Origin of the sequence: Pseudomonas sp. St29 (assembly GCF_001547915.1) — a bacterium.
In the GTDB taxonomy this organism is placed as follows: domain Bacteria; phylum Pseudomonadota; class Gammaproteobacteria; order Pseudomonadales; family Pseudomonadaceae; genus Aquipseudomonas.
Genome location: NZ_AP014628.1, coordinates 1131811 through 1149229 on the forward strand (window position 1 = coordinate 1131811; position 17419 = coordinate 1149229).

Below are 17419 nucleotides of genomic sequence, written 5' to 3' on the forward strand. Positions count from 1 at the left end.
GTTGAGTTGTTGCCGGTTGGTTTGAGTTGATCGAAGTTGTGAGTGGTGTGTTGTGGGTATGGGGATGTTGAATCTTTGCGTAATGCCCGGGATTCAAAGTCGGAAGAGTAAGTTGGGGCTGGGGTTAAACAAGAATCATCAGCTCTGTGAATGAAGTGGTAACTGAAACTTTAAAATTATTACCTGTTTATGTTTTTGGTTGTCATATAAGTATTTATTGAAAGTGCTCTTTTATGGAGGGGCGTGTAGGAGTTGTTTAATTGGGTTGTAAGAGTTGTCTTGTTTAAGTAAGGAACTTTGGTCACTTACGGATTCGGACGTGTCGGCGCGGGTTTTGCCGCTAGAAGGGGCCAGCGGAGGTGGCTTATCGGTAGTCCGAACCTTGGCGCTGGAACGCCTGCCGGTAGTCACCGGGCGTGCCGCCCAGGGCCTGGCGAAAGCGGTTGGTGAAGTGGCTGGCACTGGAGAAGCCGCAGGCCAGGGCGACTTCCCCCAGGGGCAGGGCGCTGTGGCGCAGCAGATAGCGGGCCCGGACCAGGCGCCGGGCCAGCACATATTGATGGGGCGGCAGGCCGAAGCTGGCGCGGAACATGCGGGCGAAGTGGTATTCCGACAGCGCACACAACCCCGCCAGCTGGCCCAGGCTCAGCGGCGCGTCCAGCTGGCTGTCGATGTAGTCCACCAGCAGGCGGCGCTGGTGCGCGGCCAGGCCGCCCTTGAGCCGGACACCCTGGCGCGGGCCCACTTGATTGAGCAGGGCGTGGCTGAGCATCTCGTGGGCCAGGCTGCTGGTCAGCAGGCGCTCGCCGGGCTCGTCCCAGTTCAGGCGCACCAACTGTGCGAAGCGCCGGGTCTGCTCGGGGTCGTCGACGAAGGTGCTCTCGCGCAGGTGCATGTCCCGGGGCTCGCGGTCCAGCAGGGTGACGCAGCCGAGGGCGAACTGCTCGGGGCTGAAATACACGTGGGCCAGGCGGATATCGCCGTTGATCACCCAGGCCGACTGGTGCTCGGCGGGCAGGATGCACAGCTTGCCCGGGGCGCCCTTGCTGCCCGGCTGATCGCGGCGAAAGGTGCCGGTGCCGCCGGCCAGGTAGCAAGACAGGGTGTGGTGGCCGGGCGCCTGATATTCCTGGGCGTCGTGATGGTTGCTCCACAAGGCCGCGGACAAGCCGTCACCGAGCTCGGCACTGTGCTCCAGGCGAGCATGGGGCGAGCGGTTCAAGGCTTGGAAGACTTGCAGGGTATCCAGTGCGGGCATGGTGGGGGCGTCAATCAAAGGTCCGTTTGCCGGTGTTTCGCATGCTACTCCGTCGCCCCTGCGCTGCCAGCCCCGGGCTGATAAAAAGCGCAAGTTTGTGCAAGCGCCCCTCATCTGCCGGGCATGACACTGCACGCCTTATAAAGGAGTCGTGCCATGAACCTATCGCTGTACCTGTTGACCGTGCTGATCTGGGGCACCACCTGGATCGCCCTGAAACTGCAACTGGGGGTGGTGGCGATACCGGTGTCCATCGTCTATCGCTTCGCCCTGGCGGCCCTGGTGCTGTTCGTCCTGCTGTTGCTCAGCCGCACGCTGCAGCCGATGAACCGCCGTGGCCACCTGATCTGCCTGGCCCAGGGCCTGTGCCTGTTCTGCATCAACTTCATGTGCTTCCTGCACGCCAGCCAGTGGATTCCCAGTGGCCTGGTGGCGGTGGTGTTTTCCACCGCGACCTTGTGGAACGCCCTGAATGCGCGAGTGTTCTTCGGCCAGAAGATCGCCCGCAACGTGTTGCTCGGCGGCGGCCTGGGGCTGCTCGGGCTGGGGCTGCTGTTCTGGCCCGAACTGGCAGGCCACAGCGCCAGCCCGCAAACCCTGCTGGGCTTGGGCCTGGCCCTGCTCGGCACCCTGTGTTTCTCGGCGGGCAACATGCTCTCCAGCCTGCAGCAGAAAGCCGGGCTCAAGCCGCTGACCACCAATGCCTGGGGCATGGCCTACGGCGCGACGATGCTGGCGGTGTATTGCCTGGCCCAGGGCATTGCCTTCGACCTGGAGTGGAGCACCCGCTACATCGGCTCGCTGCTGTACCTGGTGATACCGGGTTCGGTGATCGGCTTCACCGCCTACCTGACCCTGGTGGGGCGCATGGGCCCGGAGCGGGCGGCGTACTGCACCGTGCTGTTCCCGGTGGTGGCGCTGAACGTCTCGGCCTTTGCCGAAGGCTATCAGTGGACCGCCCCGGCATTGGCCGGACTGGTGCTGGTGATGCTGGGCAACGTGCTGGTGTTCCGTAAACCCAAGGCTGTGCCAGCCTCTGTAGCCGCTGCCGAGCTCGCGAGGCTGCGAACGGCGGCGCAGCCGTCGCAAAACCAGGCGACCTGATGCTGCCGGGCTATCGCTGAAGGTCCTGCGGACCTTTTCGCAGCCTCGCAGGCTCGGCAGCGGCTACAGGGGGTGATAGGCAGTGGGTGGTCAGCCCTTCCACACTTGCGGGTTGACCAGGTCCTGCGGGCGTTCGCCCAAAAGGGCGCTGCGCAGGTTGCTCATGGCGCGTTCGGCCATGGCGTCACGGGTTTCATGGGTGGCCGAGCCGATGTGCGGCAGGGTCAGCGCGTTCTTCAACTGGAACAGCGGCGATTCTGCCAACGGCTCTTTCTCGTACACATCCAGGCCGGCGCCGCGGATCTGGCCCTTCTGCAAGGCGTCGATCAACGCCGGCTCATCCACCACCGGCCCGCGGGAAATGTTCACCAGGATCGCGCTGGGTTTCATCAGGGCCAGTTCGCGGTGGCTGATCAGGTGCCGGGTCTGTTCGCTCAACGGCACCACCAGGCAGACGAAATCCGCCTCGGCCAAGAGTTGCTCCAGGCTGCGGAACTGTGCGCCCAGTTCCTGCTCCAGGGCCGCCTTGCGGCTGTTGCCGCTGTAGAGGATCGGCATGCCGAAGCCCAAACGCCCACGGCGGGCGATGGCCGCGCCAATGTTGCCCATGCCGACGATCCCCAGGGTCTTGCCGTGCACATCGCAACCGAACAGCGCCGGGCCGACGCTGGCCTGCCATTGCCCGGCCTTGGTCCAGGCATCCAGCTCGGCCACCCGGCGAGCGCTGCCCATGAGCAGGGCGAAGGCCAGGTCGGCGGTGCTTTCGGTGAGCACGTCCGGGGTGTTGGTGAGCATCAGCCCGCGTTCGTTGAAATAGGCCAGGTCATAGTTGTCGTAACCCACCGAGATGCTCGACACCACTTCCAGCTGCGCGGCGTTTTCCAGCTGCGCGCGCCCCAGCTTGCGGCCGACGCCGATCAGGCCGTGGGCCCGGGGCAGGGCTTCATTGAACTGCGCGGCGATGTCCCCCAGCTTGGGGTTGGGGACGATGACCTCGAAGTCCTGTTGCAGGCGTTCGGTCATCTCGGGGGTGATGCGGCTGAAGGCAAGTACCGTCTTTTTCATTGCGGGAAGACTCGTCAGGCGGGAGAGAATGCCAAGCAAGCTAACATTTTTGCCGCCGCCGCCAAAGCCTGCCGGCGCTGGCCTGTGTAGGCGCTGGCTTGCCAGCGAAATCGGTTTCCAGATTTGCGCAGAACTTGCGGGCCTCTTCGCCGACGAGCCGGCTCCTAAGGGGGGCGGGCGTCGTTCGTGGGAGCCGCGTACATCCTGTAGGAGCTGGCTGGCCAGCGAAGGCGGTGCTGAGGCTGGCGGGCCTCTTCGCCGGCAAGCCGGCTCCTACAGGTGGGGACGGTGGTTTGGGGAGTGCCCCGGCGGTCAATTGGCCAGGCGTGCGCCAGTGAGGCTGCCGCTCAGTTCATAGGCCGCCAGTTCCGCCTGGTGCGCGGCAAGGATCTCCGGCAGGGAGCCGCGCAGGTATTCGACCCAGGTCTTGATCTTGGCGTCCAGGTACTGGCGCGACGGGTAGATGGCGTACAGGTTCAGCTCCTGGGAGCGGTATTGGGGCATCACGCGCACCAGGGTGCCGTTGCGCAAACCTTCGATGGCGGCGTACACCGGCAGCACGCCAATGCCCATGCCGCTGATGATCGCGGTCTTCATCGCGTCGGCGGAGTTCACCAGGAACGGCGAGCTGTTGATGGTGACCATTTCCTGGCCTTCCGGGCCGTCGAAGGCCCATTTCTCCAGGGGAATCACCGGGCTCACCAGGCGCAGGCAGGCGTGGTTCAGCAGGTCGCTGGGTTTGTGCGGGCAGCCGTTGGCTTTCACGTAGGCCGGGGAGGCGCAGACGATGCTGTAGGTGATCCCCAGGCGCTGGGAGACGAACCCCGAGTCCGGCAGCTCGCTGGCCAGGACGATGGACACGTCGTAGCCCTCGTCCAGAAGGTCCGGCACGCGGTTGGCCATGGTCAGGTCGAAGGTCACGTCCGGGTGCGATTTGCGGTAGCGGGCGATGGCGTCGATCACGAAGTGCTGGCCGATACCGGTCATGGTGTGCACTTTCAACTGGCCGGCGGGGCGGGCGTGGGCGTCGCTGGCCTCGGCCTCGGCTTCTTCGACGTAGGCCAGGATCTGCTCGCAGCGCAGCAGGTAGCGCTTGCCGGCTTCGGTCAGGGCGATACGGCGGGTGGTACGGTTGAGCAGGCGGGTTTGCAGGTGAGCCTCAAGATTGGAGACTGCGCGCGAGACGTTGGCCGTGGTGGTATCCAGTTGCACCGCCGCGGCGGTGAAACTGCCGGCTTCGGCCACACAACTGAAGGCGCGCATGTTTTGCAAAGTGTCCATGGGGTGCTCTCTGGGGAGATGGCAAATTGTGACACGAAGTTACGGGGGCTTGGATAGGCGACCAAGGGATTATCGCGTTTACGGTAACAAAGATTCACAGGAATCCCAGCTTATCGCCGCCCCGGCCGCCCCCTAGAATTGCGCCGATCCGTAGGAGTCGGCGTGCCGGCGATCCGCGCAACGCGGTGTAGCAGGCGTATCGCTGCGCTGGCCGGCCGACTTCCACGAGAGAAATACTCCCCCCCGATCTTCAGGAATTCGCAGCAGTGCCGCGTCGCATCAGCAGAGGGTTCAAGACCCTCAGTGTTTGGGCTTTATCGTTAGCAATCAGCGGCTGCATCGGAACCGGAGGCATTGCCCCACAAGGCAAGACACTTCCCGCTAATACATTGGCCACCGACGAGGCGATAAAGAGCGCCGCGCAAGAGGCCCATTGGCCCAGCGCCCAGTGGTGGCAGGCCTACGGCGACCCGCAGTTGAACCGCTGGATCAGCCTCGCCATGCAAGGCAGCCCGAGCCTGGCCATGGCCGCCGCCCGGGTGCGCCAGGCCAAGGCCCTGGCCGGTATCGCCGAGTCGGCCGAGTCGCTGCAGATCAAGGGCGACGCCACCCTCAAGCGCCACAATTGGCCCACCGATCAGTTCTACGGCCCCGGCGCCCTGGCCAACACCACCACCTGGGACAACAACGCCGCCCTGGGCTTGAGTTATGCCCTGGACCTCTGGGGCCGCGAGAGCAACAACACCGAGCGCGCCGTCGACCTGGCCCACATGAGCGTGGCCGAAGCCCGCCAGGCCCAGCTGGAACTGGTGAACAACGTGGTGCGCAGCTATATCCAGCTGTCCTTGCACTTCGCCCAGCGCGATATCGTCGCCGCCACCCTGAAGCAGCAGCAACAGATTCTCGAACTGGCGCAACGGCGCCTGGACGGCGGCCTGGGCACCCATTTCGAAGTCAGCCAGGCCGAGGCGCCGCTGCCGGAAACCCATCGCCAGCTGGACGCCCTTGACGAAGAAATCGCCCTGACCCGCAACCAGCTGGCGGCCCTGGCCGGCAAGGGCCCGGGAGAGGGCGCGCAACTGCAGCGGCCGAGCCTGTCCCTGGGCGCCGCGCTGAAACTGCCCTCGGCCCTGCCCGCCGAACTGCTGGGGCAGCGCCCCGACGTGGTCGCCAGCCGCTGGCAAGTGGCGGCCCAGGCCCGTGGCATCGATGTGGCCCACGCCGGCTTCTACCCCAACGTCGACCTGGTGGGCAGCATCGGTTTCATGGCCACTGGCGGCGGCGCCCTGGAGTTCCTCACCGGCAAGAAGCTCAACTACAGCGTCGGCCCGGCCATCAGCCTGCCGATCTTCGACGGCGGCCGCCTGCGCTCGGAGCTGGGCGAAGCCGCGGCAGGCTACGACATGGCCGTGGCCAAGTACAACCAGACCCTGGTGGACGCGCTGAAAAGCATTTCCGACCAGCTGATCCGCCGCGAGTCCATGGACAAGCAGCAAGCCTTCGCCGCCGAGTCGGTGGCCGCGGCGCAGAAGACCTACGACATCGCCACCGTGGCCTTCCAGCGCGGCCTGACCGACTACCTGAATGTGCTCAACGCCCAGAGCCTGCTGTTTCACCAGCAGCAGATCCAGCAGCAGGTGCAGGCCGCGCGCCTGACCGCCCAGGCGGACCTGGTGACGGCCCTGGGCGGCGGGCTGGAAGCCGGCCGCGACGTCCCCGCGGAAAACCGCACCCAGGCACCCAAGACCCCCGCGGCCCTGGCCGTGTTCGACCACTGAAGCAGGCCCTCATGACTTCCTTGCCCGCCCCTTTGCGCTGGCTGTACTCCCTTGAATGGCGCCGGGGTTTCTTCGACTGGGCACGCAGCGACGGCGTGACCTGGGTCTACATCTTCAAGGTGCTGGCCGCCGCGTTCCTCACCCTGTGGCTGGCCATGCGCCTGGAGTTGCCGCAACCGCGCACGGCGATGATCACCGTGTTCATCGTCATGCAGCCGCAGAGCGGCCAGGTGTTCGCCAAGAGCTTCTACCGCTTTCTCGGCACCCTGACCGGCTCGGCGGTGATGGTGGCGCTGATTGCCCTGTTCGCCCAGAACACCGAGCTGTTCCTCGGCTCGCTGGCGATCTGGGTCGGCATCTGCTCGGCCGGTGCCGCGCGCTGCCGCAACTTCCGCGCCTACGGTTTCGTCCTCGCCGGCTACACCGCGGCCATGGTCGGCCTACCGGCCCTGGCCCATCCGGAAGGCGCCTTCATGGCGGCGGTGTGGCGGGTGCTGGAGATCTCCCTGGGGATTCTCTGCTCGACCCTGGTCAGCGCCGCGATCCTGCCGCAGACCGCCAGCGCTGCGATGCGCAACGCCCTGTACCAGCGCTTCGGGGTGTTCGCCCTGTTCGTCACCGACGGCCTGCGCGGGCGCAGCCAGCGCGACAGTTTTGAAAGCAGCAATGTGCGTTTCATTGCCGAGGCCGTGGGCCTGGAAGGGCTGCGCAGCGTCACCGTGTTCGAAGACCCGCACATGCGTCGGCGCAACGGCCGCCTGAGCCGCCTGAACAGCGAGTTCATGGGCATCACCACGCGCTTCAACGCCCTGCACCAGTTGCTCGAACGCCTGCGCAGCAGCGGCGCCGACCATGTGGTGGCGGCGATCAAGCCGGGCCTGCAGGACCTGGCGGAACTGCTGGACGGTTTCTCCGGTCGGGCCCTCACCAGCCCCGACGCGGCGCGCCTGGCCACGGCCCTGGCGGCCTACAAGAGCGAGCTGCCGGCGCGGGTGCGCAGCCTGCGCGCGGCCTTCCAGGAGAGCGGCCCGAGCGACGCCGAGCAGCTGGATTTCCACACCGCCTACGAGCTGCTGTACCGCTTCGTCGACGAGATGCACAGCTACGCCCAGACCCACGCGTCCCTGGCCGACCACAGCCACGAACGCGAGCGCTGGGACGAGCCCTACACCCCGCAGACCAACTGGCTGGCCAGTGCCGCTTCGGGCATTCGCGCGGCCTTCGTGCTGCTGGTGCTGGGCAGCTACTGGGTGGCCACCGCCTGGCCCAGCGGCGCCACCATGACCCTGATCGCCGCCGCCACCATCGGCCTGTCCGCCGCCACGCCGAACCCCAAGCGCATGGCCTTCCAGATGGCCTGCGGGACCTTTATCGGCGCCCTGGTGGGCTTCGTCGAAATGTTCTTCGTGTTCCCCTGGATCGACGGCTTCCCGCTGCTGTGCCTGATGCTGGCGCCGGTGATCGTGCTCGGTTCGTTCCTCGCCTCGCGGCCCAAGTACGCCGGGGTCGGCCTGGGCCTGCTGATCTTCTTCAGCACCGGCTCGGTGCCGGACAACCTGACGGTCTACAACCCCTACACCTTCATCAACGACTACATCGCCATGGTCATGGGCATGCTGGTTTGCGCCGCGGCCGGGGCGATCATCCTGCCGCCCAACAGCCGCTGGCTGTGGCGGCGCCTGGAGCAGGACCTGCGCGGCCAAGTGGTTTACGCCATCAGCGGCAAGCTCAAGGGCCTGGCGTCGAGCTTCGAAAGCCGCACCCGCGACCTGCTGCACCAGGCCTATGGCCTGGCGGTGGGCCAGCCCAAGGTGCAGAGCGAGCTGCTGCGCTGGATGTTCGTGGTGCTGGAAGTCGGCCACGCCATCATCGAGCTGCGCAAGGAGCAGGCGATCCTCCCGGTGCACCCGGCCTATGCCGAATCCCAGCCGTGGCGCCAGGCGATCCGGGTCATGGGCCGCTCCCTGGTGCGACTGTTCCTGCAACCGAGCCAGAGCAACCTGGAACGCGGGCTGATCGCCGTGGACCACGCCATCAGCCGGGTCCAGGCCACCGACGAGCCCTTTGCCCCGCACTTCGACACCTCGGCCCTGCGCCGGGTCAAGAGCTACCTGCACTTCATCCGCACTTCACTGCTCGACCCGCAATCGCCGCTGGCGGCCTATGCCGTGGCCAAGCCAACGGCGCCTGCCCCCCAAGGACTTGACCATGCCTCGTGAAATCGCCTTCCACGGCGTTTACATGCCCACCATGACCCTGATGTTCTTCATCGCCGCGGCCCTGGCCTGGGCCTTGGACCGGTTCATTTCCGGCTATGACCTGTATCGCTTCTTCTGGCACCCGGCGCTGCTGCGCCTGAGCCTGTTCTGCTGTCTGTTCGGCGCCATGGCGCTCACTGTCTACCGTTGAGACCCCCGCAATGAAAAAGTTTTTCAGCCTGCTCGCCACCCTGCTCGTGCTGGCCCTGGCCCTGTGGATCGGCCGCACCCTGTGGGAGCACTACATGTACACCCCCTGGACCCGTGACGGCCGGGTGCGCGCAGACATCATCAACGTCGCCGCCGACGTCACCGGTGAAGTGGTGGACGTGCCGGTCAAGGACAACCAGCTGGTGCACAAGGGCGATCTGCTGATGCAGATCGACCCCGAGCACTACCAGATCGCGGTCAAGCAGGCGCAATCGCTGGTGGCCTCGAAAAAGGCCACCTGGGAGATGCGCAAGGTCAACGCCAAGCGCCGCGCCGACATGGACAACCTGGTGATCTCCAAGGAAAACCGCGACGACGCCGGCAACATCGCCGACTCGGCCCTGGCCGATTACCAGCACGCCCAGGCCCAGCTGGAAGCGGCGGAACTCAACCTCAAACGCACCCAGGTGCGGGCGGCGGTGGACGGCTACGTCACCAACCTCAACGTGCACCGCGGCGACTACGCGCGCATCGGCGAAGCGAAGATGGCGGTGGTCGACATGAACTCGTTCTGGGTCTACGGCTTCTTCGAGGAAACCAAGCTGCCCCACGTGCGCGTGGGGGATAAGGCGGACATGCAACTGATGAGCGGCGAAGTGCTCAAGGGGCATGTGGAAAGCATTTCCCGCGGCATCTACGACCGTGATAACCCGGAGAGCCGCGAACTGATCGCCGACGTCAACCCGACCTTCAACTGGGTGCGCCTGGCCCAGCGTGTGCCGGTGCGCATCCACATCGACGAAGTGCCGGACGGCGTGCTGCTGGCCGCCGGCATCACCTGCACCGTCATCGTCAACCCCGAGCCTCTGTAGCCGCCGGCGGTTGTAGGCGCTGGCTTGCCAGCGAAAGCGTCGTCACAGGCGGTGCAAGGCTCGCGGGCCCCTTCGCCGGCAAGCCGGCTCCTACGGGGAACTGCGCGGTGCACCTGACTGCTGTAGGCGCTGGCTTGCCAGCGAAGGCGTCGGTCCAGGCGCTGCAAGGCTTGCGGGCCCCTTCGCCGGCAAGCCGGCTCCTACGGGGAACTGCGCGGTGCACCTGACGGCTGTAGAAACTGGCTTGCCAGCGAAGGCGTCGGCCCAGGCGGTGCAAGGCTTGCGGGCCCCTTCGCCGGCAAGCCGGCTCCTACGGAGAACTGCGCGGTGCACCTGACTGCTGTAGGAGCTGGCTTGCCAGCGAAGGCGTCGTCACAGGCGGTGCAAGGCTCGCGGGCCCCTTCGCCGGCAAGCCGGCTCCTACGGAGAGCTGCGCGGTGCACCTGACGGCTGTAGGAGCTGGCTTGCCAGCGAAGGCGTCGGCCCAGGCGCTGCAAGGCTTGCGGGCCCTTTCGCCGGCAAGCCGGCTCCTACGACAGTGGGGGGGGGGCGGTTATTTGTAGGTTTTCTGCATGATCGCCAGGGACTTCTTCGCCGTGGCTTGTAGGCCATCGTTGACGTGGTTGATCGCGGCCACCAGCTTCGGGTTCTGCAGCACGTCGACACCGGGGTAACGCTGCTGGGCCAGCCGCGAGACGATGACATACTGGGTTACCGCGTAATGCAGCTTGAACTGGCCGCTGTCCCGGGCCTTGGCGATGGCCGCTTTGACAAAGGCCTGGCGCTCGGCCGTGGTCATGCCCTGGAACAGGTCGGGGAGATCGAAGTGGATCTCGGCGGAGAAAATCGCTACCTCCTCATCTCGTGCTTCGTCGTACATCACCTGTTTGCTGGTCACGCGCTTCTTGAGGTCGGCAAAGCGCTGTTCGCCTTCGGCCAACTGCTCCGGGCTCATCTTGCCTTTCAGGGCATCCAGCTGGCTGGTGTCTTCGGTGTTGTCGATAACCTTCAGCCAGGCGTAGGCCTTCACCAGATCGCCGGACTCTTCGGCGGCGTCGGCCAGGTTCTGCTGCGGCTCCGGGTTGCCGTGCAGCGCCGAGCGTTCCAGCCAGCGCAGGGCCAGGTCTCGGTCCTTGGGGATGTCCTTGTCGCCGAACCAGTAGGTGGCGTACATGCCGTACTCGGCGCACCAATCGTTCTGCGAGGCGGAGTAGGCGATGTAGTTGAAGGACTCGCGGTCGCGCTCGGCCTTGGGCTTGTCGGTTTCCTGGTCAGTGGTGGTGGACAGGAAGCAGAAGGCCCGGGTGTAGTGCGGCGCGGCCATGGCGAAGCAGCCCTTGGCGTTCTTGTAGTCCTCGATCTCGTTCAGCTTGTAACCGATGCCGTACAGCAGATCGGCCTCCATGGCCGGGTTGCAGTACTCGTTGGCGCTGACCTTGGGCAAGACACTGTCCAGCGTCAGCTTGGGCAGGGTGTCATTCAGTTCGGGGACTTTCGGTTCGGTGTTTTCCGGAGCCGTGGAGGCGCAGGCCGCCAGCAAGACAGCCAAGGCCAGTGGCAGCGCGTTGAACAATTTCAATGGGTATTCCCTGATCGGCGAATGAAAAAGCACGCATGAAATCAGGCTGGGACGGGGGAAGGAGGAGCGTTAGCCATTCCGTGCTTTGGGGGCGACGCCAGCGATTCCATGCTGCATGAGCCCTAAGGGCTCAAGGTCGCGCATTCTACGGGGTTTGAGAGGGCGTACAACCCAAACCGCGGCATCTGGTTGACCGCGGCAAGGGGCCCTGAGGCCTTGAGCGGATGACACCTCGGCGACGGCTTCAACAGCGCTAGCGCCGCCGCTCCCGTTATGACTTGCGCTTGGCCAGAATGATTTTGGCCTTGGCTACGCTGTCTTCCACGCTCAGGTCATCGTCCTCCAGCACGGCCTGCAGCGCCGGGTCTTGCCACAGGTCCACGGCCGGGCCGGTGCTTTGCACCAGGCGGGAAATCAAGGCGTAGGCCACCAGTTGGCCGCGGGTGTGGAACTTCGGGTGGCGGTCCTGCATGTCCACCAACTGGGCGACGAACGCATGCCGTTGCTCAGGCGACATGCCCGCGAATACTTCCGGGTAGCTGAAGTACAGATCCCCTGTGCCCAGGGCGATGAGGTCCTGGCGCAGCGCCTGCTCAATCTTCTGTTTCGGCGTGAGTTGACCGAGCAACCGGGTGTAATGCTGCTCGCCTTCGGCCAACTGCTGAGGGCTCATCTTGCGTTTCAGCGCTGCGAGCGTTTGGGCGTCATCCAGGGTTCGCGCCCAGGCGTAGGCCAGCGGCAAATTGTCCTGTTCGTTGCGGCGCACCATCTCCTGTTGCGAGTCCTGGTCGCCGTGCCGAGCGGCGCGTTCCAGCCAGGCCATGGCCAATGCCTTGTTCGGGGGCTGGTCCAGCTTGCCGACGTTATAGATGTGGTACAGGCCCGCTTCCGCGCAGGATTCATTGTGCTGGGCGGCGTAGGCGATGTAGTTGAAGGCTTCGCTTTTGTCATAGTCCTTCTGCCGGGAGCCGACAATCCCGCCCAGGATGCACAGGCTCATGGTGTTGTGGGGGGCGGCCATGATCAGGCAGGCGCGGGCCATCTGTATGGCCTGGCTTGCCAGCAGGGTACGGCTTGCGCCATGCCGCACCTCGTCCTCATTGATCAGTCGGATGCCGAGGCCGACCAGCCGTTCGCTGTCCATCTCCGGTGAGCAGTACGGGTTGGCCTCGACCTTGGGCAGGATCTGTTCCAGGCTCAGGTCCGGCAGGGTGGCATTGAGTTTTTCGTCCGGTGACGAGGCATTGCAGCCCAGCAGCAGAGTGAGGATGGCCAAGGGCAGCAGGCTGCGAGATATCAATGGAGAGTCCCTGAGGTTCAATCGTAAAAGGCAGGACGCCAGAGGGCATGAGCAGAGGCGGGGTGCAGCCGTTGCGTGCCTGAGGTGCCGCTTCCCTGGAATTTGAGTGCGGGCATTCTATGGGCATCGGCGCGGCATACAACGGTGTCATGCAACGGATGCCCTGCGTGGGGTGCTCAGAGCTTGGCGTTCAAGCCAAACCGCTTCATCAGTCCCTTCTCCAGCAAACCCTTGGGCAGCAGGTTGGCCAGCAGCGGCAGGGCGCGGCTGCCATTGCCCAGGCGCACCAGGCGCGGCGGGTTGTCCTGCTGCACGGCCTTGAGCAAGCCGGCGGCAAATTCGCTGGCCGGGGTCGGCTTGTCCTGGGAGGCCTTGGCGCGGGCGCGGATGCCCTCGCGCAGGGGCCACCAGGGCGATTGTTCGTTGAGCAGCTGTTCGGCTTCATGCCCGGCGTTCTTGGCGAAACTGGAGGCAATGGCCCCGGGCTGCACTTCCATGACCCGGATGCCGAACGGCGACAGCTCCATGCGCAGGGCGTCGCTCAAGGCATGCACCGCGGCCTTCGAGGCGCAGTAGGCGCCGGCAAACGGCGTCACCAGCACCCCGGACACACTGCCGATATTCACCACCAGGCCACGGCTGCGGCGCAGCACCGGGAACATCGCCCGGGTCACCCCGACCACCGAAAACACGTTGGTTTCAAACTGGCGCTGCATGGCTTGCACACCGCCATCCAGCAGCGGGCCCATGGCGCCGTAGCCGGCGTTGTTGATCAGCACATCCAGGCCGCCGTATTGCTGGTTGATCTCCTCGCCCAGGGCGCTTAGGGCCGGGGCGTCATTCACGTCCAGTTGCACGGCCTTGAAACCGGCGGCTTGTAGGGTGTTCACGTCCTCGGCCTTGCGAGCGGTGGCGAGCACGGTGAAACCGGCGCCCTTGAAGGCATCTGCCAGGGCGCGGCCGATGCCGCTGGAACAACCGGTGATCAACGCTACGGGCATGGCGCGGTCCTTGTGCTGGGTGAGGGGAGGGGCGAATCAGTCGGAGAAACTACCCTGTAGACGCTCGGCGCGAAACTCCAGGGTTTGCGGGCGATAGCCGGGGCGCAGCGGTGGCAGCGGCAGGCAGTCCTGCCAGTTGGCGCCGGCCTGCAACTCGCCGGGGCCACGGTAGCGCGGGGCGCTGTACTGGTTGTCGGCGAGGTTGACGGTATCCCCCGGGGCATAGGCGGCGACCCGCCAGCGCAGTTCCACCAGGGGCACCTTGTTGCCGTTGTTGAGCTTGACCTGCAGCGGCCGGTCGGCGGGGCAGTGGTCCGGCGCGTAGCTCAGGCGCAGCTCCAGGCGCGCCAGTTGCTGGGCTTCGCGGTTGTCCAGCCAGACCACCCAGCAGGCCACCAGGGCCAGGCCGAACGCAGCGGCCAGGGACACGGGAAGGGCCTTGGCGGGATAGCGCAGAAGCAGGATCAGCCAGGTGACGACCAGCAGAACGCCGATGAACATGACGCGAGCCTCGGGGAAAAGGAGGGGGACATCCTACCTAAGCGTAGGTGGGGTTGGCGATGGAGGAGGGCTGTTGTGACGTTATCCACAGGTCTGGTTTTGATGTCACTAAACAGGAGAGTTCCGCGTAATTTTTCAGACCGATCCCGCTGCCAGGATACAACGGCGCGCTCCAGAATGGACTGACACATCCCACGTACGTCAATAGCAGATTGCAGGCCCGACTCAAGGAGATGCCAATGTTCGCAGAGGTGGAGCTCGTCAGGAAATTCGGTGCCGGAGAATTCGGGGGCAGCTATGTCTCCGAAAGTCTGGTGAGTGTGCTCGAAGAAGTCGAGAAGGCTTTCGACGAAGCGCGACGTGATCCCGAGTTCGTCACCGAACTGGAGACGCTGATGCGCGATTTCGCGGGGCGGGAAACGCCGCTGACCCATGCCAGGCGCCTTTCAAAACAGCTTGGCCGAAACATTTACCTCAAGCGTGAGGATCTCCTGCATGGCGGGGCCCACAAGACAAACAGCACTTTAGGTCAGTTGCTGCTCGCCAAGCGCATGGGAAAGACACGCATTATCGCCGAAACCGGTGCCGGCCAGCACGGCGTAGCTACTGCGATGACGGGCGCAGCCCTGGGCCTGCCGGTCGAGGTGTACATGGGAGCCGTCGATATCGAACGCCAGCAGCAGAACGTCAAGCGCATGGAGCTGTTCGGTGCAACGGTTCATCCTGTTGACGCTGGCCAGGCCACCTTGAAAGACGCCATTAACGAAGCCATGCGGGACTGGATCACCAATGTCGGCAGTACCTACCACTGCTTTGGGACTGCGGCAGGGCCCTATCCCTACCCCTCGATGATTAAGTATTTTCAGTCGGTCATCGGGACCGAGTCTCGCTGGCAGATTCTTGAGCAGACCGGCAGGCCGCCTGCAGCGGTCTATGCCTGCATTGGTGGTGGAAGCAATGCCGTGGGGTTGTTCTCTGGATTTGAGAGCTCCCCGGGAGTTGCCTTGTACGGCGCAGAACCAGCCGGCCTGGCAGACGGCTCGGCGCGACACGCCGCTACATTGACCCAAGGAACCATCGGCGTGTTCCATGGCATGCAATCGCTGTTCCTGCAGAACAAAGAAGGCCAGATTGCGGGCACGCATTCTGTTGCTGCGGGTCTGGATTATCCAGGTGTCGGCCCCGAGTTGGTCGCACTCCAGGAGTCTGGCAGAGCCCGCTATGCAGCCATCAGCGACGAAGAGGCACTCAGTGCCTTTGAGAGGCTATGTCTCCTTGAGGGCATCATTCCTGCTTTCGAATCGGCGCATGCCTTGGCGCTGGCCATCAAGACCAGCAGCGATTTCCCCGAGGACAGCAACTTGCTGGTCTGCCTGTCTGGGCGCGGAGACAAGGATCTGGACGAATACTGGAAGATCAGGGGGCTGGCCCAATGAACCGCTTCAACCGACTTTTTGCCCGGCCCCAGTGCCGCGCCTTCATCCCTTTCTTCACCTTGGGTGATCCCAATCCGCAGGACAGCTTCAATCTGATCTGCGCCGCCGTGGATGCCGGGGCCGATGCCGTCGAATTGGGGTTTCCGTTTTCCGACCCGATCACCGATGGTCCGGTCAATCAGCGGTCCATGCGCCGTGCGCTGGACGCCGGCACCACCTACGCGACCTGCCTGGATTTGCTGCGCCGCATACGCAGCCGGTACCCGGAATTACCCATTGGACTTCTGCTCTACTACAACCTGCTGTACATGCGTGGACATGATGCGTACCGCGAGTTGGCCGAGGTAGGGATCGACGCAGTTGTCTGCTCAGATCTGCCGTTTGAGGAAAGCAAGGCGCACATGGCACAGTTGTCTGCCCATGGCCTGGGCAGCATTCAGATGGTCGCCCCGAACACCCCGCTCGAACGGGCGAAGTTCTTGCTCGCCCAGTCTTCGGCGTTCACCTACGTCATCAGCCGCTTTGGCACCACAGGCACCAGCGAACACTTCGAGCAGGACTCCACCGAGCGTATTGAGCGTTTGAGCCAGGCGTCGAGCCAACCCATCGTGGTCGGCTTCGGCATCAGCAAGGTTGAGCAGGTTCGCAGCTTCTGGCACAGCGGTGCGCAGGGCGTCATCGTCGGCAGCCTGTTCAGCCTGAGTATTGAGCGCCACTTGTCGGACTTGGCAACGGTAGAGTCCTTCATTCGGGAGTTCATCGGCCGGGTTCGAGAGGCCAAGTTGCACGACAGCGTTCCAGGCGTTGTCTAGGGCGATAAAGAAGCTGCATCGCAACGGGTGCGAGACGGGGAGGCAAAGATGCGGAGTGAAGACTGGGCTAGGCTGTTGGTGCTGAGCGCTGTGTGGGGAGCGTCCTTCATTTTCATGCGGGTGCTCGCCCCCGTGCTGGGGCCGGTGGTCACCACCGACCTGCGCGTGGCCGTCGGTGGCGGCGCGCTGCTGCTGTACTTTGCCCTTATCCGCTTCAATCCCGGCTGGCGCATGCACTGGCGGCAGTACGCGGTGATAGGAACCTTCAACGTCGGCCTGCCGTTTTTGATGTTCTCGTATGCCGCGCAGTACATTCCGGCGTCCTACTCGGCGATCATCAACGCCACCACGCCGCTGTTTGGCATGTTGTTCGCCATCCTGTGGCTGGGTGATTCCATGACGCCCACCAAAGGCATCGGCTTGGTGCTTGGCATCGCCGGTGTGGCTACAATCACCGGTGTCAGCATGCCGGCAGCGGCATCGGGCACCTTCGTCTCGGCCATCTTGGCGTGCCTGCTGGCCGCAGCCTCCTATGCGGGCGCCGGCATCTACATCAAGCGCAATGCATCCCATCTGAACCCGCTGGGCTCGGCAGGCTGCGCCCAGCTCTTTGCTGCACTGGCGCTGCTGCCATTCTGGCTGGCGGCGCCACCTCAGGGGCCTGTGGATATGACTATCGTGCTCAACGTGCTTGCGATGGGTCTGCTGAGCAGCGCGCTGGGCTTTGTGCTGTATTTCCGACTTGTGCGCGACATCGGCCCGCCCCGGGCCATGATGGTGGCCTTTCTCACGCCACTATTCGGCATTGCCTGGGGCATTCTCTTCCTGGGAGAGACGCTGACATTCGGCGTCATCGCGGGCGGTGCGATGATTATTCTGGCGACCATCCTCATCCTGAGGGCAGCAAGCCCTGTGGCGCGCGCAACAGGGCGGTTTTTAAATACAACGCCAAAATGGAAGTAGAGGAGATAGTGTTTGAATTGAACGAAAAATCACGTGCTTAGAATCTGCAGTGACCTTTGGG

Annotated in this window: 15 protein-coding genes; 8 read left to right on the top strand and 7 right to left on the bottom strand. The window is 64.4% G+C overall.

Annotation, left to right across the window (positions count from 1 at the left end; all coding sequences use genetic code 11):
• Positions 1-364: 364 nt before the first annotated feature.
• On the bottom strand, positions 365-1258 hold the full coding sequence (locus tag PST29_RS05090; protein ID WP_060837617.1) for an AraC family transcriptional regulator: 894 nt from the start codon (positions 1256-1258) through the stop codon (positions 365-367).
• Positions 1259-1414: 156 nt separating this feature from the next.
• Between PST29_RS05090 and PST29_RS05095 the strand changes: the two genes are divergently transcribed.
• Positions 1415-2362 carry a DMT family transporter gene (locus PST29_RS05095; protein WP_060842526.1) on the top strand — a complete coding sequence of 316 codons (948 nt, stop codon included), beginning with the start codon at positions 1415-1417 and terminating at the stop codon, positions 2360-2362.
• Positions 2363-2452: 90 nt separating this feature from the next.
• Here the strand turns inward: PST29_RS05095 and PST29_RS05100 are convergent, their stop codons facing one another.
• Together PST29_RS05100 and PST29_RS05105 are read right to left on the bottom strand one after the other, a co-directional pair.
• Positions 2453-3427, bottom strand: coding sequence for a 2-hydroxyacid dehydrogenase (locus PST29_RS05100; RefSeq protein ID WP_060837619.1), 975 nt, complete (start codon positions 3425-3427; stop codon positions 2453-2455).
• 312 nt (positions 3428-3739) lie between these two features.
• Complete coding sequence (locus PST29_RS05105; protein ID WP_060837620.1) at positions 3740-4708, bottom strand: LysR family transcriptional regulator; 969 nt, start codon at positions 4706-4708, stop codon at positions 3740-3742.
• A 266-nt stretch (positions 4709-4974) separates the two neighbouring features.
• Between PST29_RS05105 and PST29_RS05110 the strand changes: the two genes are divergently transcribed.
• From PST29_RS05110 to PST29_RS05125, 4 genes are read left to right on the top strand one after another with little or no spacing between them, the layout of a single operon-like run.
• Positions 4975-6486: an efflux transporter outer membrane subunit gene (locus PST29_RS05110; protein ID WP_060842527.1), complete on the top strand. Its 1512-nt coding sequence runs from the start codon at positions 4975-4977 to the stop codon at positions 6484-6486.
• Positions 6487-6497: 11 nt separating this feature from the next.
• Positions 6498-8705 carry an FUSC family protein gene (locus tag PST29_RS05115; protein ID WP_060837622.1) on the top strand — a complete coding sequence of 736 codons (2208 nt, stop codon included), beginning with the start codon at positions 6498-6500 and terminating at the stop codon, positions 8703-8705.
• Positions 8695-8895 carry a DUF1656 domain-containing protein gene (locus PST29_RS05120; RefSeq protein ID WP_007930063.1) on the top strand — a complete coding sequence of 67 codons (201 nt, stop codon included), beginning with the start codon at positions 8695-8697 and terminating at the stop codon, positions 8893-8895. The genes PST29_RS05115 and PST29_RS05120 overlap by 11 nt, the downstream gene beginning before the upstream one ends.
• A 10-nt stretch (positions 8896-8905) precedes the next feature.
• The gene (locus PST29_RS05125) at positions 8906-9766 is read left to right on the top strand and encodes an efflux RND transporter periplasmic adaptor subunit (RefSeq protein ID WP_060837623.1); all 861 of its coding nucleotides are present in this window, start codon (positions 8906-8908) and stop codon (positions 9764-9766) included.
• 553 nt (positions 9767-10319) lie between these two features.
• On the opposite strand, the gene PST29_RS05130 is transcribed toward PST29_RS05125, so the two are convergent.
• The 4 genes from PST29_RS05130 to PST29_RS05145 form a co-directional block, all read right to left on the bottom strand.
• A complete protein-coding gene (locus PST29_RS05130; protein ID WP_232513201.1) occupies positions 10320-11345 on the bottom strand; it encodes a sel1 repeat family protein in 1026 nt (341 codons plus the stop codon).
• A 271-nt stretch (positions 11346-11616) separates the two neighbouring features.
• Positions 11617-12645 carry a sel1 repeat family protein gene (locus PST29_RS05135; protein WP_232513202.1) on the bottom strand — a complete coding sequence of 343 codons (1029 nt, stop codon included), beginning with the start codon at positions 12643-12645 and terminating at the stop codon, positions 11617-11619.
• Between the two features lie 176 nt (positions 12646-12821).
• Positions 12822-13646 (bottom strand): SDR family oxidoreductase, encoded by an 825-nt coding sequence (locus tag PST29_RS05140; protein WP_060842529.1) that lies wholly within the window; start codon positions 13644-13646, stop codon positions 12822-12824.
• 36 nt (positions 13647-13682) lie between these two features.
• The gene (locus PST29_RS05145; protein ID WP_060837626.1) at positions 13683-14147 is read right to left on the bottom strand and encodes a hypothetical protein; all 465 of its coding nucleotides are present in this window, start codon (positions 14145-14147) and stop codon (positions 13683-13685) included.
• A 239-nt stretch (positions 14148-14386) separates the two neighbouring features.
• Here PST29_RS05145 and trpB point away from each other — a divergent pair, with 239 nt between their 5' ends.
• Genes trpB through PST29_RS05160 form a run of 3 tightly spaced genes read left to right on the top strand, consistent with a single transcriptional unit; the run spans position 14387 to position 17358 of the window.
• Positions 14387-15583, top strand: coding sequence for a tryptophan synthase subunit beta (gene trpB / locus PST29_RS05150; RefSeq protein ID WP_060842530.1), 1197 nt, complete (start codon positions 14387-14389; stop codon positions 15581-15583).
• Positions 15580-16395 (top strand): tryptophan synthase subunit alpha, encoded by an 816-nt coding sequence (gene trpA, locus PST29_RS05155; RefSeq protein WP_060842531.1) that lies wholly within the window; start codon positions 15580-15582, stop codon positions 16393-16395. Before trpB ends, trpA begins: the two co-directional genes overlap by 4 nt.
• A gap of 48 nt (positions 16396-16443) precedes the next feature.
• Entirely contained in the window at positions 16444-17358 is a 915-nt protein-coding gene (locus PST29_RS05160; RefSeq protein WP_060842532.1) for a DMT family transporter, read from the top strand.
• The last annotated feature ends 61 nt before the right edge of the window (positions 17359-17419 follow it).

Excerpts from the sequence above, each read along its gene's own strand:
- PST29_RS05090 (WP_060837617.1), bottom strand. The coding sequence starts at position 1,258 with ATGCCCGCACTGGATACCCTGCAAGTCTTCCAAGCCTTGAACCGCTCG.
- PST29_RS05095 (WP_060842526.1), top strand. The coding sequence starts at position 1,415 with ATGAACCTATCGCTGTACCTGTTGACCGTGCTGATCTGGGGCACCACC.
- PST29_RS05100 (WP_060837619.1), bottom strand. The coding sequence starts at position 3,427 with ATGAAAAAGACGGTACTTGCCTTCAGCCGCATCACCCCCGAGATGACC.
- PST29_RS05105 (WP_060837620.1), bottom strand. The coding sequence starts at position 4,708 with ATGGACACTTTGCAAAACATGCGCGCCTTCAGTTGTGTGGCCGAAGCC.
- PST29_RS05115 (WP_060837622.1), top strand. The coding sequence starts at position 6,498 with ATGACTTCCTTGCCCGCCCCTTTGCGCTGGCTGTACTCCCTTGAATGG.
- PST29_RS05120 (WP_007930063.1), top strand. The coding sequence starts at position 8,695 with ATGCCTCGTGAAATCGCCTTCCACGGCGTTTACATGCCCACCATGACC.
- PST29_RS05125 (WP_060837623.1), top strand. The coding sequence starts at position 8,906 with ATGAAAAAGTTTTTCAGCCTGCTCGCCACCCTGCTCGTGCTGGCCCTG.
- PST29_RS05140 (WP_060842529.1), bottom strand. The coding sequence starts at position 13,646 with ATGCCCGTAGCGTTGATCACCGGTTGTTCCAGCGGCATCGGCCGCGCC.
- PST29_RS05145 (WP_060837626.1), bottom strand. The coding sequence starts at position 14,147 with ATGTTCATCGGCGTTCTGCTGGTCGTCACCTGGCTGATCCTGCTTCTG.
- trpB (WP_060842530.1), top strand. The coding sequence starts at position 14,387 with ATGTTCGCAGAGGTGGAGCTCGTCAGGAAATTCGGTGCCGGAGAATTC.
- trpA (WP_060842531.1), top strand. The coding sequence starts at position 15,580 with ATGAACCGCTTCAACCGACTTTTTGCCCGGCCCCAGTGCCGCGCCTTC.
- PST29_RS05160 (WP_060842532.1), top strand. The coding sequence starts at position 16,444 with ATGCGGAGTGAAGACTGGGCTAGGCTGTTGGTGCTGAGCGCTGTGTGG.